The organism is Amphritea atlantica (assembly GCF_900111095.1).
GTDB classification, from domain to species: Bacteria; Pseudomonadota; Gammaproteobacteria; order Pseudomonadales; family Balneatricaceae; genus Amphritea; species Amphritea atlantica.
The window spans coordinates 67,107-89,500 of sequence record NZ_FOGB01000017.1 but is presented as its reverse complement, the minus strand read 5'-3'; the positions used below and the strand labels follow the sequence as shown (position 1 = coordinate 89,500).

21 protein-coding genes are annotated in these 22,394 nt (G+C 51.0%); 11 read left to right on the top strand and 10 right to left on the bottom strand.

Annotation, left to right across the window (positions count from 1 at the left end):
* Positions 1–6: 6 nt before the first annotated feature.
* From pssA to ubiM, 3 genes are all read right to left on the bottom strand, one after another.
* A complete protein-coding gene (gene pssA, locus BMY09_RS19725) occupies positions 7–801 on the bottom strand; it encodes a CDP-diacylglycerol--serine O-phosphatidyltransferase (protein WP_091361703.1) in 795 nt (264 codons plus the stop codon).
* Between the two features lie 100 nt (positions 802–901).
* Complete coding sequence (locus BMY09_RS19720; RefSeq protein ID WP_091361701.1) at positions 902–1,639, bottom strand: type 1 glutamine amidotransferase; 738 nt, start codon at positions 1,637–1,639, stop codon at positions 902–904.
* Positions 1,640–1,774: 135 nt separating this feature from the next.
* Positions 1,775–2,980: a 5-demethoxyubiquinol-8 5-hydroxylase UbiM gene (gene ubiM, locus BMY09_RS19715; protein ID WP_091361699.1), complete on the bottom strand. Its 1,206-nt coding sequence runs from the start codon at positions 2,978–2,980 to the stop codon at positions 1,775–1,777.
* Between the two features lie 239 nt (positions 2,981–3,219).
* On the opposite strand from ubiM, the gene ilvY reads away from it, so the two are divergent.
* Complete coding sequence (gene ilvY / locus BMY09_RS19710) at positions 3,220–4,092, top strand: HTH-type transcriptional activator IlvY (protein ID WP_091361697.1); 873 nt, start codon at positions 3,220–3,222, stop codon at positions 4,090–4,092.
* A gap of 6 nt (positions 4,093–4,098) precedes the next feature.
* Here the strand turns inward: ilvY and BMY09_RS19705 are convergent, their stop codons facing one another.
* From BMY09_RS19705 to BMY09_RS19680, 6 genes are all read right to left on the bottom strand, one after another.
* Positions 4,099–4,986 (bottom strand): DMT family transporter, encoded by an 888-nt coding sequence (locus BMY09_RS19705; protein ID WP_091361695.1) that lies wholly within the window; start codon positions 4,984–4,986, stop codon positions 4,099–4,101.
* On the bottom strand, positions 4,983–5,372 hold the full coding sequence (locus BMY09_RS19700) for an acyl-CoA thioesterase (protein WP_091361693.1): 390 nt from the start codon (positions 5,370–5,372) through the stop codon (positions 4,983–4,985). Before BMY09_RS19700 ends, BMY09_RS19705 begins: the two co-directional genes overlap by 4 nt.
* Positions 5,373–5,441: 69 nt before the next feature.
* Complete coding sequence (gene phnN, locus BMY09_RS19695; RefSeq protein ID WP_091361691.1) at positions 5,442–6,026, bottom strand: phosphonate metabolism protein/1,5-bisphosphokinase (PRPP-forming) PhnN; 585 nt, start codon at positions 6,024–6,026, stop codon at positions 5,442–5,444.
* A 111-nt stretch (positions 6,027–6,137) separates the two neighbouring features.
* Positions 6,138–6,392: a hypothetical protein gene (locus tag BMY09_RS19690; RefSeq protein WP_091361690.1), complete on the bottom strand. Its 255-nt coding sequence runs from the start codon at positions 6,390–6,392 to the stop codon at positions 6,138–6,140.
* A 240-nt stretch (positions 6,393–6,632) separates the two neighbouring features.
* On the bottom strand, positions 6,633–7,124 hold the full coding sequence (ilvN, locus tag BMY09_RS19685; protein WP_091361688.1) for an acetolactate synthase small subunit: 492 nt from the start codon (positions 7,122–7,124) through the stop codon (positions 6,633–6,635).
* Between the two features lie 2 nt (positions 7,125–7,126).
* Entirely contained in the window at positions 7,127–8,848 is a 1,722-nt protein-coding gene (locus BMY09_RS19680; protein ID WP_091361687.1) for an acetolactate synthase 3 large subunit, read from the bottom strand.
* A 419-nt stretch (positions 8,849–9,267) separates the two neighbouring features.
* Between BMY09_RS19680 and BMY09_RS19675 the strand changes: the two genes are divergently transcribed.
* The 7 genes from BMY09_RS19675 to BMY09_RS19645 all read left to right on the top strand — a co-directional run bounded on the left by BMY09_RS19675 (position 9,268) and on the right by BMY09_RS19645 (position 16,256).
* Complete coding sequence (locus BMY09_RS19675) at positions 9,268–9,534, top strand: hypothetical protein (RefSeq protein ID WP_091361685.1); 267 nt, start codon at positions 9,268–9,270, stop codon at positions 9,532–9,534.
* 280 nt (positions 9,535–9,814) lie between these two features.
* Positions 9,815–13,342 carry an MFS transporter gene (locus tag BMY09_RS19670; protein ID WP_091361684.1) on the top strand — a complete coding sequence of 1,176 codons (3,528 nt, stop codon included), beginning with the start codon at positions 9,815–9,817 and terminating at the stop codon, positions 13,340–13,342.
* Between the two features lie 11 nt (positions 13,343–13,353).
* The gene (locus tag BMY09_RS19665) at positions 13,354–14,343 is read left to right on the top strand and encodes a hypothetical protein (RefSeq protein WP_091361682.1); all 990 of its coding nucleotides are present in this window, start codon (positions 13,354–13,356) and stop codon (positions 14,341–14,343) included.
* 37 nt (positions 14,344–14,380) lie between these two features.
* Entirely contained in the window at positions 14,381–14,788 is a 408-nt protein-coding gene (locus BMY09_RS19660) for a hypothetical protein (protein ID WP_091361681.1), read from the top strand.
* On the top strand, positions 14,760–15,371 hold the full coding sequence (locus BMY09_RS19655; RefSeq protein ID WP_091361679.1) for a hypothetical protein: 612 nt from the start codon (positions 14,760–14,762) through the stop codon (positions 15,369–15,371). The genes BMY09_RS19660 and BMY09_RS19655 overlap by 29 nt, the downstream gene beginning before the upstream one ends.
* A gap of 107 nt (positions 15,372–15,478) precedes the next feature.
* Positions 15,479–15,847, top strand: coding sequence for a hypothetical protein (locus tag BMY09_RS19650; RefSeq protein WP_139203225.1), 369 nt, complete (start codon positions 15,479–15,481; stop codon positions 15,845–15,847).
* A 115-nt stretch (positions 15,848–15,962) separates the two neighbouring features.
* Entirely contained in the window at positions 15,963–16,256 is a 294-nt protein-coding gene (locus tag BMY09_RS19645; protein ID WP_091361677.1) for a hypothetical protein, read from the top strand.
* A gap of 67 nt (positions 16,257–16,323) precedes the next feature.
* Here the strand turns inward: BMY09_RS19645 and tyrS are convergent, their stop codons facing one another.
* Positions 16,324–17,622: a tyrosine--tRNA ligase gene (gene tyrS, locus BMY09_RS19640; RefSeq protein WP_091361676.1), complete on the bottom strand. Its 1,299-nt coding sequence runs from the start codon at positions 17,620–17,622 to the stop codon at positions 16,324–16,326.
* Positions 17,623–17,987: 365 nt separating this feature from the next.
* On the opposite strand from tyrS, the gene BMY09_RS19635 reads away from it, so the two are divergent.
* The 3 genes from BMY09_RS19635 (at position 17,988) to BMY09_RS19625 (ending at position 22,379) form a co-directional block, all read left to right on the top strand.
* The gene (locus BMY09_RS19635) at positions 17,988–19,385 is read left to right on the top strand and encodes an OapA family protein (protein WP_091361675.1); all 1,398 of its coding nucleotides are present in this window, start codon (positions 17,988–17,990) and stop codon (positions 19,383–19,385) included.
* Between the two features lie 28 nt (positions 19,386–19,413).
* Positions 19,414–20,547 carry an anhydro-N-acetylmuramic acid kinase gene (locus tag BMY09_RS19630; protein WP_245756636.1) on the top strand — a complete coding sequence of 378 codons (1,134 nt, stop codon included), beginning with the start codon at positions 19,414–19,416 and terminating at the stop codon, positions 20,545–20,547.
* A gap of 128 nt (positions 20,548–20,675) precedes the next feature.
* A complete protein-coding gene (locus tag BMY09_RS19625; protein ID WP_091361673.1) occupies positions 20,676–22,379 on the top strand; it encodes a sigma-54-dependent Fis family transcriptional regulator in 1,704 nt (567 codons plus the stop codon).
* The last annotated feature ends 15 nt before the right edge of the window (positions 22,380–22,394 follow it).

The window sequence follows — 22,394 nt, the reverse complement described above, 5'->3', positions numbered from 1 at the left end:
CAACAACTAACTGCTAAGTGCTTTACGTTTACGCAGCAACCAGAGAACCGGACCAGAAAGGGTATAAGCCAACAGCAGCAGCCAGAGGAAGATAGGCGGGCTGATAGAGATAACACCGATCGTTAATACGATCACCAGCAGAATCATAAAGGGAATTTTTCCCTTGGGATCGACATCTTTGAAACTGTAATAGAGCACGTTACTGACCATCAGCACACCCATTAAGGCCACATAGATAGCGATAGGGTAAACAAAGCCGCTGACATCGATGCCAAACTCAACACAGGCCCAGACTAAACCCGCCACCGAGGCCGCAGCTGCCGGGCTTGGCAGCCCGATAAAGTAGCGCTTATCAACCGAACCGATCTGGGTATTAAAACGCGCCAGTCGCAGGGCTGCCCCGGCAACATAGATAAAGGCACAGAACCAGCCAAATTTACCTGCACCACTCAACGCCCAGCTGAACGTTACTAACGCCGGCGCCACGCCAAAAGAGACCATATCTGATAATGAATCATACTCCGCGCCAAAGGCACTCTGGGTATTGGTCAGACGGGCAACACGACCATCCAGGCCGTCCAGCACCATCGCCACAAAAATTGCGATGGCGGCATTATCAAAAACCCCGTTCATACCAGCCACTACAGCATAAAATCCACAGAACAGCGCCCCTGTGGTAAACAGGTTCGGCAGCAGGTAGATCCCTCTGCTGCGAGGCTTAGGCCCCGTTTGATCAGGACATGACTGTTCCTGATCGGACTGTTCAGATGGTTCTGGTTTGTTTCCCTGTGGGTCATTCATAGAGCTATTTACACCAATGGATTAACAAAATGTAACGACATTCTACTTTTCCGAATCCGGGAAAGCTATGTCTACACGACAGCCGGGGACAGAAACAGGGTCAGGTTCCCAGCAGCACCCGGTCAACAAATTTACGCACCAGAATATTCGACTCCGGGGTTTCAACCGCCGAACTCAACACCTGCTCCAGCTGACCATCGCCCTCGGTATAATGTGACTTATAAAAAGTCAGTCGCTCAATCAGGGTGGCTTTATCGACCTCAGGGTGGAACTGAAAAGCCCAGAACGGCTTCCCCCTGAGTTTAAAGCTGTGAACACACTGATCGGTATAAGCCAGCAACTGGCAGGTTTGCGGCAGGGTTTTGGCGTACTGCCGGTGTACTGAAACGGCAGCAAACTGATCCGGTGTATCATAATAGAGCGGATCATGGGTGGCAGCTTCTGTCAGCGTAATCGGAATAGCCCCCATTTCAAAGCCGGTATCCCGGTGAAAAATCTGCCCTCCCAACGCCAGTATCGCTAACTGAAAACCAAAACAGGAGGCAAATACAGGCTTGCCGGTGTCTGCACAGTGACGGATCAGCGACTCACACCGGGGGATAAAACCATATTGATCAGGTTTGAGAACGTCCGCCTCACTGGCACCGCCCACCAGCAAAGCATCGTAATCATCAGCCACCGTGAGCGGAAAATCCGGCGTATCAAAAACATTGAGAATCGCTATCTGTTGCGGCTTCAAACCACTGTACTCAGCAAAGCTATGATGTTCTTCCCGACGCACCTGCTCGCCATCACGGATCTGCAACAGCAGAATTTTCAGTTGTTCACGGGTTTTCATAACAGGCCTCTGCTCAGGCAACTTTGTTGTTACCGCAGTTCTAAGAATACCTTCCCCGATTGAAGACTCAATAGAAAAAGGGCGGTATCACAGCGATACAGCCCTCAAAGCGATGCTGTTAACAGAATGCAGCTACTATTTCAGCCCTGGCAGAAAGAAAGGGATATCGATCCGCTTCTCAGTCAGCTTACGGGTGATCACTTGCTTCAATGGAGAAAAGTTATTAGCAATTCTCAAAGTCGCCTTGCGGGCAATCTTGGCCGCAAAGTTATCATTGGTAAACAAACCAACCACAAGATTAGTGCCCATATAAAGCGGTTTAGTGACCCGCATATGGTTGCTCTGGTATTTTTCCAACACCGTATAACTGCCGATATCCATTCCCTTAGACAGCGCCTGTTTAATCTCTTTGGTAAGGGTCTCCTGACTGCGTAATCCCAGATTAAATCCGTGAGCGGTCACCGGGTGCATCCCCACCGCAGCATCACCTATCACCGCAAACCGGCGACCAATAAACTTGTTGGCATGCACCGCTACCAGCGGGTAGAGATGGCGCCGACCATAGAGCTTCATACTGCCCAGTTGGCCCTGCAAACGCTGCTCAATATCCGCAGCAAACGCCTCTTCACTCATATTGAAAATGGTATCGGCCTCAGCACTTGAAACAGTCACCACGATAGAGGAGAGATTGCCGGTCATTGGCAGAATCGCCAGAGTACGCCCATAGTGGAAACACTCGAAAGCGGTTTGATTATGAGGCAGTGTATGCTCCATACGACACACAATCGCCGTACGGGAGAAATCCTTCATGGTGGCCGGAACACCCATTTTCCGGCGGGTTTCTGAGAAACGACTGTCCGCAGACACCAGCAGATCACACTCAACCCGCTCTCCATTAGAGAGGATAACCCAGGCGCTATCACTGCCACTGCCGACCTCCTCAACGGAGGTTTCGGTTAACAGCTCAACATTGTCGATACCTTCAACCACCTCAAAATAGGCTTTGCGTATTTTGTCGTTTGGCACCAGATAACCCAAAGCATCCAGATCGGCATCATCATTATCGAAATCCAGGGTATAGCTGGAATTACCATCCAGAACTTTTGCGGCACAGATCGGTGATACATCTTTATCCGCAAGCTGCTGCCAGGCTCCCGAAGCTTTCATCATCTCTACCGACAGATGGGTCAGGGCGATCTCACGACCATCTTCCGGGGGTTCACGCAACGTCGTCAGGGATGAACGCTCTACCAACAGCACTTTCAGGGATGTTTCCCCCAGTGACCGGGCAAAACTCAGTCCGGCCGGGCCTGCGCCAATTATTACGATGTCATACTTCATATCAGACCTCAGGGCGACAGCGCGCCATTGCAACGTGAATATGACCGCAAACACTACCCTCTATAGCCTCAGATTTCCCTAATCCAGATCAAAGATGAATACACAAAAACAGGGTTACCCCGCCTGAATATATTGCACTTTCAGAAACATATGAAAAAATACATTTCTAATACTGCAACAAAGTCTGCCGACGACAGCGTTGCATCCGCCCAGCCAACCGTTCTTTGGAAACCCTCTGCATGGACACCCGATCGCTGAAGTTATTCATTAGTCTCTGTGACACCCTTCACTTTGGCCGGGCCAGCGAAGCCTGTCATATCAGCCCTTCAGCACTGACCCGGGCGATAAAGCAGCTGGAAGAATCGCTGGGCGTGCAACTGTTTGAACGGGACAACCGCACCGTCAGTCTGACCCGTGAGGGAGCCCGGTTTCAGATATATGCCCGGGAAGCGCTGACCCAGTGGGATGTGGTACGTAACTCTCTGCTGGAAGGGGTACAGGAACTGCAGGGGGAGATCAGTGTTTACTGCTCCGTCACCGCCAGTTACAGCTTTCTTTACGATATTCTCAGTGATTTTCGCAAACAGCACCCCAGAATTGAACTGAAACTGCATACCGGCGATCCGGAAAACGCCATTCAGCGGGTGCTGGCTGGCACCGACGATATCACCATTGCCGCTAAACCTGACACCCTGAACGCCAGCCTGGCCTTCAAACATATTGCCACTTCACCACTGCTGTTTATCGCTCCACAGAAAGATCTCCAGCTTGACCCGATGCTCAGAGGTTCACCCGACTGGTCGGCCATCCCGATGATTCTGTCGGAGGAGGGTGTGTCACGTAAACGGATAGATCAGTGGTTCAAAGCACGCCAGAGCAAACCCCTTATCTATGCGCAGGTGGCCGGTAATGAGGCGATTGTCAGCATGGTCAGTCTGGGGTTTGGGGTTGGAGTCGTGCCCAAAATCGTACTGGACAACAGTCCGCTGGCAGAGCGGGTACGCATCCTCGACATTGAGCCGCAACTAAAAGCTTACGACGTAGGCCTGTTTGCCCTGAAAAAGAAACTGCAAAGCCCGCTGATCGATGCTTTCTGGTCACAGATCCGCTAGCCTCAGCTACACCCGCCGACCCGGCTTATTAACCAGATAGATGCCCAGTGCCACCAGCAACAGTGCTCCCAGCATATCGTATGTTAACTGCTCATCCAGAATCATCCAGGCAAACAGCACGCCAAACAGAGGCGTCAGGAAGGTAAAACTGGCAATTTTCGCTGCCGGATAGTGGCTGAGCAACCAGAACCAGGCGAGATACCCGGCAAACGCCATCAAAACGGTCTGAAACAGCAGCGACCCAACCACCCATGACGACAACTGCGTAATACCCGGTTCATTCATCAGCCACGAAAGCAAAGGCAGTGCCAGCGCCGAAACCACCAGTTGATACAGCAGCACCCGGGAGGGCGACTGGTGTCGCTGGGGAGAGGCTTTCAGCACCACCGTCGTGGCACCCCAGAAAAACGCCGCGGCCAGCGCCAGACTATCACCCAACAGGGAAGCCTCACCATCGACTGAATCTCGGAAGGCGAAGAAAACCCCGGCAAACGCAATGAGCAACCCTACCACCTGTGATCGTTTCAGTGACTCATCCGGAACAAACAGATGGGTCCCCAGGGCGACAATAAAGGGCGAGGTATAGAGAAATATGGTGGTATGGGATGCGGTAGTCAGCGTCAAAGCGATATAGATCAGCAGAAACTCGATGGCAAACAGCGCCCCCAGTAATACCCCCCACCAGAAAGCACCGTCGTCACGAAAGATCTTCTCTCCACGTAACGTCATCCACAACATCAGCAGCAGTGATGCACCAACAGAACGCAGACCGGCCTGCATCAACGGCGAGATGCCTTCCAGACCAAACTTAACCACCGTCTGATTCAGGCCGAATAACATACAGAGCCCGATCAATAGTACAATGGCCGGGCTATCAAAAGCGGTTTTAATCATGCACTGAACAGCGCATCAAGCTCAGGTGAGATATAGGGGCGGCCACGCTCATTCAGTGCCGTGCCGATCACCAGGCCGTTTACACACAACCTGTCATCGCTGACTCGCACAACCCGTTGACGGAAACCAAACTTCACTTTACTGATCCGCTCCAGCTCAACTTCCACCCGAAAACGATCGCCACTCTTCAATGAAGACTGGTAATCCAGTTCAGAACGGATCACCACCAGATGGATACCCGCTTCGGTCAATGCTGCAAAATCAACACCGCTGCTAAGCAGAAACTCATGGCGGGCGTGCTCCAGATAATTAAAATAGACGCCATTGTTGACGATGCCCTGCATATCCAGTTCATAATCCCTTACGCTCATTTCGATACTGAACATTTTACTTCCCCGACAAAAAAAGAGGGTGCGATCATAGCACCCTCAGATAACTGTGTAATTAAGGTCGGATTAATGCGTAGAACGGGCCGGTTTAACCGACTCGGGTGCCAGCGACTCAATCAGTTTCAGCAATGCATCAACGCCATCCTGCAGATTGGAGTTATTATCAATCAGCTGAATATTGTCCGGCAGGCTATCAACAAACTGACGATGCCGGGCCAGCCGTTTGATAATCTCGGCTTCACTCTCCCGGCCCCTTTTTGTCAGCCGCTGATGCAGAATATCCTCTTCAACTTCAACCAGCACAGGAATCAGATTGGGATAAGCATGCATTGCGATCTGCAGATATTCACGGGAGCCGTTGATCACCACATTAACCCCTTTCGACAACCAGTTATCGATCTCTGAACCGATACCATAGCTGTAATCATGAGAGTACCACTGCATGGCAAACATCCCCATGCTGGCACGCATATCAAACTCTTCCGGTGAGAGGTGGATATGATTTTCGCCACCGACATTCGGGGCTCGGGTGATATAACGATGAGCCACAAAGCAGCCATGATTTGCCTGCAGGCGCCGACGACACCCCTCGAGCAAGCTGTCTTTACCGCTGCCAGAAGCGCCCACCAGATAGAGCAGTTTTCCACTCATAGGATGATCTCTGAGTACTATAACCAGTTATTGTGAGACCAAGAGTAATACGCTTAAATTAGAAACACCAGTATTGATTAACCCGGCACCATCTTCGTGGCGAACAAAACCTCAGGCCAGCATCTTCTGCTCAAATACAACAACATAGGTATCGTTCCAGCGTGGGAACAGACTCGTCTGCCACCATAAAGGTTGCTGAGAATACTGGCTAAAATCTCTGGTCAAATCACTGGACATATAACTGACAACGCTGCTGACAGTGCCGCTCCTGGCATTAGCGTCCTGATACTCGACTGTATTGAACGAACCCAGCTGGGCAACCACGACGATCGACGACAGAGCGATCAGCCTGACTGAACGGATCATAATAACCTCCTCAGACCGGAACTCTGTTGATAGGCCATCCTGGCTCTCTGTGCGCCAGAAGACTGCAGATTCCCTGTGACGCCGGTCTGCTTCCCCGGTTTTTAGCTTTTTCTGCCGGGGGAATACTTAGTATAGTCGGAATCAACGATTCACCAGAAAATTAGCCCCTCTTTGTTTCCCACCCTTCACAGAGACCAAAAAAAACCGCTCAATGAGCGGTTTTTTAACAGTTCGAAAGTGTTACAGGCTCAACACCTTTTCACCACGGGACAGACCGGAGACACCAGTACGTACCACCTCCATAATATGGCTGGTGCCCAGGGTTTCGATGAAAGCATCCAGCTTATCACTGGCACCGGTCAGCTGAACCGTATAGGTGGTCGGCGTTACATCGATAATCTGACCGCGGAAAATATCCGCCGTACGCTTGATCTCCGCACGCATCTGGCCACTGGCTTTCAGTTTGATCATCATCAGCTCACGCTCGATATGATCACCTTCAGTCAGATCAACCACCTTCACCACATCGATCAGCTTATTCAGCTGCTTGGTGATCTGCTCGATCACCCGATCGCTACCGATCGTGGTGACCGTCAGGCGTGACAAAGTGGAATCTTCCGTTGGTGCTACCGTTAGCGACTCAATATTGAAGTTACGCTGGGAGAACAGACCCACAACCCGGGACAGCGCACCTGGCTCGTTTTCCATCAGCACAGAAATAATATGTCTCATGATCAGGTTCTCTCCGTCTTGCTCAGCCACATATCCCGCATAGAGCCACGTGGTACCTGCATCGGGTATACATGCTCAAACGGATCTACAGCGATATCCATAAACACCATGCGATCTTTCAGGGAGAACGCTTCAGTCATTGCCGCTTCAAGGTCTTCATACTTCTCAACCTTCATCCCGACATGTCCATAAGCTTCAACCAGCTTAACGAAGTCCGGCAGGGACTTCATATAGGACTGCGAGTGACGTGATTCATAGTTCATATCCTGCCACTGACGCACCATGCCCAGAGACTGATTGTTCAAACAGATAACCTTAACCGGAATATCGTACTGACTGATGGTCGACAGCTCCTGAATATTCATCTGAATACTGCCTTCACCGGTGACACAGACAACCTCCTCATCCGGGAAGTTCATCTTTACACCCATCGCCGCAGGCAGACCAAAGCCCATAGTGCCCAGACCACCGGAGTTGATCCAGCGATTCGGTTTATTGAACTTATAATACTGTGCCGCAAACATCTGGTGCTGACCGACGTCAGAACAAACATAAGCATCACCTTTAGTGACCTTGCTCAGCATCTCGATAACCTGTTGCGGTTTCATCAGCTCCGAATCATCGGTGCGGAAACGGCCACCGTGACGGCCACGCCACTCATCGATCTGCTGCCACCAGGCATCGATCGATTCTTTGCCAGGCTGTTTTTTGCTGCTTTTAACCAGTTCGACCATCTCCTGCAATACATGCTTGGCAGGGCCTACAATTGGCACATCGGCCTGGATAGTCTTCGAAATCGAAGCGGGGTCAATATCCACGTGGATAATTTTCGCGGTTGGACAGAACTTATCCACACCATTGGTTACCCGGTCATCAAAACGGGCACCCACCGCCAGGATCAGATCCGCATGGTGCATCGCCATATTCGCTTCATAGCTACCGTGCATCCCCAGCATACCGATAAACTGACGATCGGTACCCGGATAACCACCCAGCCCCATCAGGGTGTTGGTTACCGGCGCATTCAGCAGCTTAGCCAGTTCGGTCAGCTCCGCGCTGGCATCACCCATAATGACACCACCACCCGTATAGAGAACCAGACGCTTGGCACCCAGCACCATATCGATCGCTTTCTTAATCTGGCCGCTATGCCCCCGGGTGACCGGGTTATATGAGCGCAGCTTAATACTTTTCGGATACTCGTAATTAAAGCGATCGGTCGGATTAGTCATATCCTTGGGAATATCAACCACAACCGGTCCCGGACGACCACTTTCCGCAATATGGAACGCTTTCTTAATGATGGAGGGAATATCTTCAGGGTTCTGCACACTGAAGCTGTGTTTCACTATCGGACGGGAGACACCGATCATGTCGGTCTCCTGAAACGCATCTTCACCGATCAGGAAGCTCATGACCTGGCCGGTAATCACCACCATCGGAATCGAATCCATATATGCTGTTGCAATACCGGTAATCGCATTGGTAGCACCCGGGCCGGAAGTCACCAGTGCCACACCGGCTTTACCGGTTGCACGGGCATACGCATCAGCCATATGGGTAGCGGCCTGCTCGTGGCGAACCAGCACGTGTTGTACATCTTCCTGCTGAAACAGAGCGTCATAAATATGCAGCAGCGCTCCGCCCGGATAGCCGTAGATGTGTTTCACACCCTCATCTTTAAGGGCGCGAATTACCATTTCGCCGCCTGAAAGTTGTTCCACAATAGTATCCTCAAATTACACGCATCAAAGCATGTATAAAAATTCTGATACTGGAGGATGTTATGACGCGCCTACTGGTGTGTAATAACATCAACCAGCAGGCTTTTGCGAAGATGACCGGTACGGTCAGAGAAAGGCAAAAGCAACTCTTCATCCGGTGATTAAGTGTGGGTACACACTGTAAACCCGGGAAAATAAGCTGGGTGTGCTTATCAGGTTTCTGCTTCGGGGTGACCTACTTAGCGCAGAAACAACTAAATTGTGCCGCCATTCTGCCAGCAGTACAGGAATTGATCAAGAGATCATCCATGATAAATACTATATTTTTCAGATGCTGAAACGGATAGCTGCAGAGCGATGGAGGAGAGTGCTATAGTGGTGAAAAAGCATTTATCATTTTTTGAGTCGGAGATCGTTGCATGAGCACTGCGGAAATTAAAAACAAGGAACGCGCACTCAATGAGTTTGTACTGGTATTGCGCAAGATAATGGTTGAACCCAGCATCTGTGAAACGGCACTGGAGATCACCCGCAAATATATAGACGATAAGCACGCCAACGTAAAAATAGCGGATGAGCTGTCCGCCACCACCAGCATTAAGATCCCCGCAGAACACAGCGAGGCAGACACCCTGTTTCTGGAGATGCTGAAAGATCTGGTACGGGACGAGAAAGCTTTGTATTAAAAGCTTTGTATTACAAGTGTTGTATTAAGAGCTTTGTATAAAGAGCGCGCTGTATTAAGAAGGCCGTACCAGTCACATCTTAAACCAATAACAGAGGCCCGAAAGGGCCTGCCTTTTCCTCAAAAAGCAGCCCCCCCCTTAACATAACTGACGGTATAACTTAAACTCCCCACATCTAAGGCAGTGAAGCCACATACCAATAGCCAATAGTGCCACACCTCCGTTTCATCCAGCACGGCACTCACAATTCATGACCCCGGGAATTAAAGGAATAATTCAGATGTCACGTCCAAAAACCGCCTGTTTTGACAACTACTTTTTCATCAGCGTCAATGGCACCCATCACAGCTCAACGCAGACATTTCAATTCTATAGCAGCGATGATCAGGTGCAGCAGGAATACATCGAAGCCAAACAGCAACGGATGGAACAATCAGGCTATAGTATTTTTAGCTGGGACTGGACACCTGAAACCGAAAAACGCAACGTCTGGCTCAGCATCGAATGCGACGAAGGCGGGCCAATCAAACTGCCATTATTCAAAGCGGTCGACAAACAGGAATATCAATATCGGGATGAAAATTACGAACAGAATTATCATCTGCAAGCGGTCGTTCCCCTCACGCTGCTACCCAGTTATCAGCCACAACAGTACCCAGAGCAATATATGGCGCCCGTACGTAATGGCTATATCTATATTTTTCAGGGCAATCAGCTGTGGCGAGAGATCGAGATAAAAAACAGAGAAGACAGCGGCGCAGAGTTTCGTGACACCCATCTTTATCGCCACCGGGAAGGCTTTGACAAACCGTTCAAAAAAGGCCCTCGCAAAGCCGTCGGCAAACCACTCAAAGATATCTGGCTGCCCACCAAAGCCAATGGCAGCCCTCAACGCTTGCATATCGCATATTCGGAAGTTCAGTGGAGCGCTGCCTACCTCAACTTTCTCGAACACCCCGATAATCAAACGATCCTGCAACAACGTACCAGCCTGATTACTCACCGCAGCATTAATGTGCTGGGAGAAAAACTGAACACCACCTTCAAAACGATGCGCCTGCGCGAACCGGAGATTGAACACAAGCTGGCCGACCCCAGTCGCTATAATCAAGACCTCAGTGGCAACCATCTGCGTTATCTTTACGACGGCCTAAGCTTCGAAGTCGATTCGCTGCGCAATAACAGCAACAGCCTGCTATCAACACTGGAGAATAGCACTCACCAACGGCTGGAATATGGCGCCCGTGCAACCCAGTACAACCGGAAAATGAATAACGCCAGCCAGGAGGACAGCCTCTGGCAGGCTCACAGCTCGATCGATTATCTGGCCGATGCCAAAGCCCGGCAACTCAAACTCATGGTGTTGCCCGACCCGCTATTCGAACTTCGCCACCATACTCAGATGGCGATGCAGACCAGCGCCTGCCTGTTTCATATACTGGAAGATGCGGGCCAGCAGAAATATTTTCAAAATGCCGAGCTGGTGCAACGCTTTGTGGTGCCAGACAAACTGCCCAACGGCCAGGAAAACCCCAACCACAAGCACCTGGACAGCTTTAACTACAGCCCTATCGGGGTATTCCAGCGCACACTGCGCAGCATTGAACGTCGTCGCTGCCGAGAGGATATGGCGTTGTTTCAACAAGCCCTCGGGCAAACACTGGATAATCCAGCCACGGCAGCCGTCATCCGGGATATAACCAGTCTCGATTGCGGCGCCCCCGGGGCCTACGTCATTGTCGGCAACGCCATGCAGGCTCTCAGTCAGAATTTAGCCGCCATTGATCCATTACAGGATAAAACGCAAACAACAGACTGGCCCGGTCACGATATCATATCCAACTTCTACACCCGGGGCACCAGCCATCCGCTGCATGCCCTGCTCTACCCCCCTGCCGATCAGGTGCCGCTGGACACCGCCTACACCGCACCCGTGCCAGTGAACGACGGCAGTGGCCTGGCAACCACGGAAAACATCGCCCGTTGGGCAGGTGATAACCTGCTACTCAGCGACAATATCGAAATAATGGAACACGCGACGCTACTGGCCGAAAATAATGAAGATGGATTTGCCGGCAGCCGCCGTATCCTCAATACCGCCGACGGAGTCCTGAGTGGTTTCTTTACCGCTATGCTGGCGCTGCAGAACAAAGCCAGCGCCCGCGCCAGCCTGAGCCAGCTTGTAGAAACTATCGAATTCAAGGCCGCCTACCTCGACAATATCCGTCTGGGCAAACTGATAGCGCCGGACAGTTTCGGGCAAGCCACCTTTATTCCCACCTCCGGCGAATCGATTGCGGGCGCCTATGTGGTGGGGGTACACAGTAAAAAAGCCGGGCTGCATTTCGGTCTCACCGAAGGGCAGCGTCAAAAAACCACCTCAAAGCGCACTGGCATACTTCAGGAAAGCAACGGCAGACTGCTGGCCTCCACCAACAAGCGCAGCCTCAAAGGCACCGAGCTAAGACAGGGCGCCACTGCCCGCAGCAAAGCCGACCTTAGAGTACTGATGGTACCCGAGGATAACCTTATCACCCAGATGAAGGTCGAACAGTTAGCCCAAGAAGCGGATCTGGGCAACGAAATAAAACCCCAAAGCAAAGGGGAAAAGATTGCAGCTAAAGCCTACTACCGGTTAGGCATGCCCTATTTTATTGTGGTGTTGGAAATTATGAACCTACAGAGAACTTCGGCTGGATTTGATGAAAAACATAGTGACTACTATAAATTGACTTCACGAACAAGCGCAGTCTTGGACTTAGGAGTTGCTATAGTAAATGCCTCGAATTTTCTGACGCAAGAAGCTGGCCGTGTAGCTGCTTATTCAACTAAAACAGTTATTAAGTTACCAGCCGGAATTGTTCGTTTCCTATCGTTCCCCTCTATGAATCTCCAGCTCACCGCTACTATGTCCCGCTTACTGATAGCCGGAGTCATCGGTGGCGCGCTTACCACAGCAGTCGCTGTATGGGATACCAGCCTGCTAATAGCAGCCCAGGACAATGATGCTGCATTCGCTATGGCAATGGTCGCCACAGGGACCGCTGTTTCGACCTTTGCTGGTCTTTACCCCACCACATCTCTCCTGGGTCCACTAGGCTGGATAGGTTTGACCATTGCCCTGGCAGGTTACGGCCTCTACATGCTGTTTAAAGACAGTCCGATGGAGACCTGGCTTAAAAACGGCCCTTTTGGCGCAAGTCCCGACCGGACCGGCGACTATAAGTATCTGCAAAAGCAGGACAAAGCCTGGCAGCACTTTATCAACCTGATTATGAATCTGCGGATTAAAACCTACCCGATACAGCAGATCGAACTGCCCACTAAACTACACCTGCATCTGGAAAATCTTGGAGTCACTCACGGCGTCTGGGTCACCAGCAATCTGTTTGGCCTGAGCAATCCAGATCAGCAAGCACTGCGCTTCCATGCCCGACAGGCAGTATTAAAGAGCACCGTAAAAGTCACACGTAACGGCCGAAAAAAACCAATTTTCACCGCTGAAAAGATAGAGCATCAGGATGCACAATCCATCTATAAACACAAAGTAGATAACGGTTTTATTTATTTTTACTGTTACAGAAAATCAATCCCTCGCTCAGATGCCGAATACAAAGTGTGGCAAGGCAGTACCTATATCTATGACTACAACGCCCATTTCCATACCCGGGCCCAGTTACAGATCGGCGAACATACCTTTCCCACCCCACCGTTAAGCAAAGAGGAAGAGGCTGGCAGCCCTACTAGCACCCCGAACTTTACAAAAGGAGAATACTGGTGGGCCAATGAGTTTGGCTGGGAACAGTAACAGGATAAATGATGAATAGAGCAGAAACACCACAGAGTCGCTATAGAGATACCGCCTGGAACAGCCAGAGCTACCGCAACCAGAAACCCCGGCCGGAACAGGGAGCCCTTACAAAGCTTCTGCAGGGAGGCGATCCACTGCCCTGGAGCCGGGCCAACGAAACCGTTCCCGTCAGTATGATTGAGGAACCCACCCCAACCGAGATCAAGCAGCGCATCAAAGACAATAAAGGCGAAACCCACTGGGATGAGAACCAGCATAGTGCTGGGTCACTGAATAAATATGGATTAATCTACTTTTATCTTACTGCTATAGCCAAAGGAATATGTACCATATTACTACCTGTGTTTATTGCTGTATTACTTTCTTTTGCTGTTTTTGACGGCTGGGGCTTTACAAAAATAGCTGGGGCCATATATATATATAGCATTTACGTGTTCCTTCCTTCAGGCCTAATCTGGGGCTACTTCGAAGCCTCTGGCCGCGGCTACCTCCCCATGCCCTGGTTTATGAAAGCCGTCAAACATTTCACCTTCAGCCGTAGTACTGGCATGGTCACCCGCTACAAAAACAACAAAGAGCTCTACAGTCACCCCTTCCCGGAGTTCGACTGTTATCTGGTTAGCAGCCCCAGCCATCAGGGTATACTCAGCTATCAGCTGCATCTGATACATCGCTATCACCGTTACTTTGACAGTATTCCCCTGCACGGTTTCAGCACCAGCCAGCAACCGGACGAGTTTGAGCGGATCTGGAACCTGATTCAGCGCTATATGGACACCAGCCAGCCGATGCCCGATATCCCGGAACTGGAACCCGCCCGGCCCCGCGACCCCACAACAGCCGCCTACGATGCTAAAACCAACCGTAAACCCGATTACTGGTTCTCAATGGATGATGACGAGTTTGAAGAGGCAATCAATCAACTACGCGCCGAGCAACGTTTTATGCCTAGTATGGGCCCGGAGATCGATCTGTTTAATGGCGGCATACAAGCCTGATAACGCCTGAGCACACTAACGGACTGAATAGATAGAAATGGACTTCCAACAGATAACGCCCTATAGCAGCACGGCCTGGAACAGCGAGCGCTACTCCAGGCAGAAACCACGCCCGGAACAGGGCTCGCTGATTAAACTACTGCAGGGCGGCAATCCCCTGCCCTGGAACCGGGCCAACGAAACGGTTCCCATCAGTATGATCCAGGAGCCAACACCCGCAGAAATTAAACAGCGCATCAAAGACAATAAAGGCGAAACTTTTTGGGATGAAAATCAGTGCACCATAGGCTCACTTAATCGCTGGGGATTAATCTACTTTTACATCACCATGTTTGCGAAAGGTTTTTGCGTCTTCCTGGGCCCACTTTTTCCATTCATTACCATATATCTATATTTTGATGACCCTGAAGATTTAAATGGACTACTCGACTTTATATATATATAGCGTTTATGTGTTTCTTCCTTCAGGCCTGATCTGGGGCTACTTCGAAGCCTCGGGCCGCGGCTACCTCCCCATGCCCTGGTTTATGAAAGCGGTCAAACATTTTTCGTTCAGCCGCAGCACCGGCATGGTCATCCGCTATAAAAACAATAAAGAGCTCTATAGCCATCCTTTTCCGGAGTTCGACTGTTATCTGGTTAGCAGCCCCAGCCATCAGGGCATACTCAGCTATCAGCTGCATCTGGTGCACCGCTATCATCGCTACTTCGACAGTATTCCCCTGCACGGTTTCAGCTCCAGCCAGCAACCTGAGGAGTTTGAGCGGATCTGGAACCTGATTCAGCGCTATATGGACACCAGCCAACCGATGCCCGATGTGCCAGAGCTGGAGCTAGCCCGGCCCCGCGACCCCACAACAGCCGCCTACGATGCTAAAACTAATCGTAAACCCGATTACTGGTTCTCAATGGATGATGACGAGTTTGAAGAGGCGATAAATCAACTGCGTGCCGAACAGCACTTTAAGCCCACCCTGGGCCCGGAAATTGATATGTTTAACAGTGGAGTTCAAACATCCATGACATAGATATAAGCAATCGTTGGCACTCTATTCTTCTAATATTATTGAAAAGGAAATCTACAAGCATTATGAACAGGGATTGTGACGGGCTTACAATGGAAGAAGCCAGGCGAATGGAAATCACATTAAAGTTTTACGTGGCAATAAAAAAAGAAGGAGATACCTTTATAAACTTAGTGGAAGCTGGAGACTGGGAGCCGTATCATCTCGATGATTCAGGGCCTGAGATAGGCTTAGGAAGGTTTGTCAGAGACAACGAACCATCCATATACGTTTCAGTCACTGATAATATTCTCTTCGTGCCTCCTGACTCCATTGGTCAGGGGACTATGGAACTGTTTACTCTATCATCTATCGAAAAAGCAGTTGAAGAAATTGACGACTCAATTGAACCAGAGGAAGAGTCAGACTGGAGGATTACTCTAATATGTTCAGCCTTTATCATTTATGTGCTTGTACGAGTTATAGATGCTTCTTATTGAAAACAGTGTCTCCGCTTTAATGTAGAAAATACAATCAATAGGCCGAATGGTGGCACTCAAGCCTGAGCAGCGTTGCATTGACTGTCATAGTAGTTAACACATGGAGGTGTAACCGATGAATCATTCTGTATTGAAAGATCTGAGTTTTTCCAAAGCCAGTGAATACAATGAGAAGATGGACAGGTTAAACAAAAACCTGAACCGTCTTAAGTACCAGCGGTTGTTCGCTTATCTGTTATTAGCGTTCACACTCTTCGCGATGATAAATTTTCCCTACCTACCGGTTTACGCATTTGTCATTATTTTCATATTCCCGGTTTTATCTGTCTCGCGGCAAATCAAACACTATGAACACGCTATTCAAGCACTAAAAGAGTCCGTCGAGGATTTTGACTTCTATATGCACTGATTCTGGTCATAAAAAAACGCGCTGACTCTTTCGGGTAGCGCGTTTTATTTAGTAGTCAGGTAAACAATCAGATCACAAACAGGTGGTGCTTTTTCTTGCCCAGTTTCACCAGGAAGAAGCGACCGAAAGTGCCGTTTGCCGCGGCAAACAGTTCAGCCGCTTTCATATTGTCATCCATCCCCTTCTCAGCACCGTTGACGATCACCGCATTACGCTGCAGAGCATCTTTGATCTGCTTACCGGAAGCCGCCAGACCTGCATCACTCAGCAGTGTGGTCAGGGGCGTCTCTGCCAGATCAACGTCCGTCAGGCTTGATGAAGGCAGTCCATCCAGTTGCAGCTGTTCAAAATCCGCTTCACTCAGATCAGAGAGGTTGCCGCTGAACAGGGCGTCTGTGATGCGCATGGCGGCTACCAGCCCCTCTTCACCATGTACCAGACGGGTCACTTCCCGTGCCAGAACAGACTGCGCTTCAGGGCGACCTTCACGTTCAGCATCTGCTTTTTCCAGCCCGTCGATCTCTTCAATCGATAAAAAGGTAAAGTATCTGAGGAAGTTATACACATCAGCGTCATTAGTCTGCAGCCAGAATTGGTAGAAGGCGTAAGGCGATGTTTTTGCAGAGGACAGCCAGATGGTACCGGACTCAGTTTTACCAAACTTAGTACCATCAGACTTAGTAATCAGCGGCAGGGTCAGACCAAAGGCTTTGTTGCCATTCATGCGTCGGGTCAGCTCGGTACCACCGGTAATATTACCCCACTGGTCAGAACCCCCAATCTGCAGGGTGCAGCCGTGACTGGCGTTCAGTTGCTGATAATCGTATGACTGCAGAATCATGTAGGTAAATTCGGTAAAGGAGATCCCCTCACCTTCCCGGTCGATCCGCTGTTTGACCGACTCTTTAGCAATCATCTGGTTAACGGAGAAATGCTTACCCACATCCCGCAGGAAGGTGAGAATATCCATCCCCCGGGTCCAGTCGAGGTTATTCACCACTTCCGCACTGTTTTCACCACAGTCGAAGTCGATAAACTGACTCACCTGACCTTTGAGTTTTTCAACCCAGCCCGCCACGGTGCTGTCATCGTTGAGTTTGCGTTCCTGAGCTTTAAAGCTCGGATCACCGATCAGACCGGTGGCACCACCCACCAGCGCCAGCGGCTTGTGACCGGCCTGCTGAAAACGTTTCAGCGCCAGCAGTGGCACCAGCGAACCGATGTGAAGGCTATCGGCGGTGGGATCAAAGCCACAATAGAGGGTGACAGAACCTTCAGCCAGGTGTTGTTCCAGCTCTTCTTCACTGGTCATCTGCGCGATCAGTCCGCGCGCATTGAGATCCTGTAGCAGTGTTTTGTCTGTCATTGCCTTCTATTTACCTTCTCAAAATAAGTAGTCATCATGGATTGGGGGCGTATTCTACCCTTCCACATCAGATCCGACAAACCTATGATGCTGATATAGAGCGATAACCGTCACTTTTTCTGGACTGCCTGCGCCTGAATAAAGCAACGGGCAAAACAGAACTTTTCTGACAAAAGATGCTCTGATCCAGACTTACCGAGCGGGTAGACCTGCCGGGCTGATATAAAAAAGAGACAATCGTGTCTGTGGATAGCCGAATATTCGCTTAATTTGTAATGATTTTCGCCGATACAGAGTGAATATTTCGGTTATGTGACAGCATCCGGTATAATTCATCGAATTTTACAATACTGAGGTAAACTGCCGTGTTTCTAGTTGAGCGGTTAAAAAAGCATCTTCCGGTCACCCACCTGATGGCGGTCATTATCTGTACGGTAATCATCGGCCTGACAGCGATGCTGATGCCCTCTGCGGAAGCACCCGCTTCGGATGCACCAATAACCTTTACTCAACCCCATATCAACGACCCACAACCGCTACCCTCGGCAGCGCAGCAATCTGATCCTGACAACAGGCACCCATCTGACGCAGGGAACACTCAGGTCGCCATGATGGTCCCCTCAAAGCTAACGTCCCCCGCTCAGCCAGCAACGCAGAAAGCGGATGTATGGAAGGATGTGACCGTACGCAGTGGCGACACCCTGACCTCTGTTTTTAAACGCGCGGGACTTACCGGTCGGGATGCTTTTCTGGTCAGCACTGCCGTGAAAGGCACTGAGGCTCTGAAACGGATCTACCCCGGTCAAACCCTGAGCTTTGTCATCGAAGATAAACAGCTGATAAAGCTAAAGCATATCCGCAATCAGCTGGAAAGCTCACTGCTCACCGCCACTGATCAGGGATTCAGTGTTAAAGAGATAACCAAGCAGCCAGACATCGAGACCCGCTTTGCCTCAGGCAGCATCGAAAACTCGCTGTTTCTGGATGCCTCTGCGGCGGGCCTGTCTGACAAGATGATTATGGAACTGGCGGCTATTTTTGGCTGGGATATCGACTTCGTTCTCGATCTGCGCCAGGGCGACCGTTTCAACCTGGTCTACGAAGAGAAATATCTCGAGGGTAAAAAGATCGGCGAAGGCAATATTCTCTCAGCCCAGTTTATCAATCAGGGAGAAACCTACACCGCTATCCGTTATACCGACAGCGATGGCAATAGCAGTTACTACACCCCGGAAGGTGACAGTATGCGTAAGGCATTTCTGCGCAGCCCGGTGGACTTTGCCCGCATCAGCTCCAGCTTCAAAGCACGTCGAAAACACCCCGTGCTTGGCCTGACACGAGCCCATAAGGGCACCGACTATGCCGCTCGCACCGGCACACCGATCAAGGCGGCGGGCGATGGTAAAATTATCTGGCGCGGCAAAAAAGGCGGCTACGGCAACTGCGTTATCGTCCAGCATGGCGGTAATATCACCACCCTCTATGGCCATATGAACAGTTTCCGCAAAGGTCAGAAAACCGGCAGCCGGGTCAGTCAGGGGGATGTGATCGGTTATGTCGGCCAGACCGGACTCGCCTCCGGCCCCCATCTGCACTATGAGTTCCGGGTTAATGGGGTACACAAAAATCCGCAGACAGTTAAACTGCCCCACGCGGCACCAATAGATAAAGCGGAGCGGCAGCAATTCTTCTCCGTGGCGAAACAGACACTGGCTCAGCTGGAATCGTTTAAAGCAACCCAGCTGGCCTCAGCAGCCCACTGATCTTCGTAAGCGACAGGCAGATATATTGATGAACGGCTCCATCTGTGCACCCATCTATATAGGCCTGATGTCGGGCACCAGTCTCGACAGTATCGATGCGGTGGCGGTTCGCTTTGAGCCCCAATTTGAATTGCTCGCCAGCCATAGTGAACCGATCCCTTCAGCGATCCATGCGGCCATCCTGGCCCTGTTAACCCCCGGTGATAATGAGATTGAACGGCTGGGGCGGCTTGACCTTCAACTGGCCGAACTGTTTGCCAGCGCGGTTAATAACCTGATCAGCACACACCATCTGGAGCAGAAGCAGATTGCTGCGATCGGCAGCCACGGGCAGACCATTCGTCACCGACCCGAAGCAAACTTTACCCTGCAGATCGGTGATCCGAATCTGATCGCCGAACGCACCGGCATCACCACCATCGGAGACTTCCGCCGCCGTGATATGGCCGCTGGCGGTCAGGGTGCACCGCTGGTGCCCGCGTTTCACAACGCCCTGTTTCGTCACACAACAGTGAACCGGGTTCTGGTGAATATCGGCGGTATGGCCAATCTCACCATTCTCGAAGCCGCTGAAGACAAACCCATCAGGGGTTACGATACTGGTCCCGGCAATGTGCTGATGGACAGCTGGATAATGCAACACAAGCATGAAAGCTATGATCGGGATGGACGCTGGGCGGCCCGGGGGAAAATAGTCCCTCAGTTGCTGCAGCAGATGCTGGCGCTGCCTTACTTCAGTGAACCAGCCCCGAAGAGCACTGGCCGCGAGCAGTTTAACCGGCACTGGCTGGAGCAGAAGGTGAATGCCCTCGCAGTAAGCCCTCCGCCAGAAGATGTTCAGGCCACCTTGCTGGAACTGACCGCTGTGTCGATTGCCGATGCCATCAAAAGCCATCAATTGAGCGATCTGCAGGTCTTTCTCTGTGGCGGAGGCAGCCATAACAGCCGGCTGAAGGCCCGCCTGACTGAGCTGCTTGAACCGCACTACCTGAGCACCACCGCAGAATTAAACCTCGACCCGGACTGGGTTGAAGCGGCGGCATTTGCCTGGCTGGCCTACCGCACCCTCAACCGACTGAGCGGTAACATTCCTGAGGTGACCGGCGCGGCAGGATACCGCCCCCTGGGCACAATCTGTTGGGCAACCCAGTCACCAAACTGACACCAGATCGACATTCCGGACACCATCAATCATTTCTCTTCCTGCCAGAAACCGTTACCACGGCCTGTTTGCCCGCGCCAAAATAACGCCGTAAGATAAAAAAACAATAAATACGCAGAACACTAAAAATGCACAAAGATGAGAGCATTGAAACCCCCTTCTTATTAGAAAATGAGATTCTCGATAAAACAGCAGAGGGAAAGATCTATCTGCTGGGACAGCGCATGCTGTTGTTACACGGTTATACCCTGGCCAGCCTTCGCAGAGAGTTTATTGAAAGAATCGGCCTTAAAACCACCCGTGAGATTTTTACCCGCCTGGGTTATCAGCAGGGTACTCAGGATGCCCTGCAGCTGAAAAAGCAGGGGATCACCGCCCTCGATAAACTGTTCACCTTCGGCCCTAAGATAAGAGAGCTGGAAGGCTTTGTTCTTAACCGGGCGGTGAAAAAGATGCATTACGACGAAGATACCGGACGCTTCTGGGGCGATTATATCTGGGAGTCGTCCTGGGAATCCAAAGCCCATCTGGAACACCTGGGCGTCAGTGGATCTCCCGCATGCTGGCTGATGACCGGCTATGCCTGTGGTTACACCACCACGGTGATGGGACGCCCTATCGTCTGGAAAGAGACTGAGTGTGTCGGCATGGGACATAAGCACTGCCGTGTTGTCGCTACCCCACTGGAGGAAGCCGATGATATTGATGAACATCTCGGCTTCATGCAGATTGAAACCTTTATCTCCCGGCCAAAATCCAGCAACTGCATACCATTAACAGAGCCTGCAGCAGCCCCGGACACCGTTCTTCCCGATATGGTGGGCTCTTCACAACAGTTCAATGCGGTGGCCAGCAAGCTTAAAAAAGTCGCAGCCACTCACTCCTCGGTCTTGTTAATTGGGGAAAGCGGTGTCGGTAAAGAACGCTTTGCCCAGGCGTTGCACTCGATCAGCCAGCGAGCCACCGGGCCATTTATCTCGGTCAACTGTGCAGCCATCCCTGCTGACCTGGTAGAAGCAGAACTGTTTGGAGTGCAGAAAGGTGCTTTTACAGGAGCGGTGGAGTCGAGGCCCGGACGGTTTGAAAGGGCTGATGGCGGAACCCTGTTTCTCGACGAGATCAGCAGCCTGCCATTAGCCGCGCAGGGTAAACTGCTACGGGCATTGCAGGAGAAAGAGGTCGAGCGGGTCGGAGGCACCGAAATCATCAGGGTGAATGTTCGTATCGTCGCCGCAGCCAATACTAATCTGACCGAAGACGTTGCCAACGGTCACTTCCGGGCTGACCTCTACTATCGGATCAATATTTTCCCAATTAAGATTCCGCCGCTACGGCAAAGAACCGATGATATCGCCCTGCTGATCAATCTGTTTATAAACCGCTTTGCCGCAGAGATGCAGAAGCCGGTCACGGGTATTTCCAGACAGGCATTCAATCAACTGCTCAACCACAGCTGGCCAGGCAACGTGCGCGAGCTTGAGAATGTCTGCGAGCGGGCCGTTATTCTGGCAGAGGAGAACAGCAATATTGATATCGAACATCTGCTGATTGATGAAGACTATACCCTTAGCGCAAACAACAGGGTCCTGACTTCCGCCGATACACGCAACAGCTCAACCACCGACCCGGGCGAACAGACAAATATAACCGGGGCTGCCATCGAGGAGATACTGTCGGGAATCAGCTCATTTGATGAAATTGAACACCTGATACTGCAGCATGCACTGAGCCGTAATGGCGGTAATATTTCAGCTGCAGCCCGATATCTGAATCTCAGACGCGGGCAGTTCGAATACCGGCTTAAAAAGCATCAAAGCGGTGATACTGACTAAGCGTCAAACTCAGCA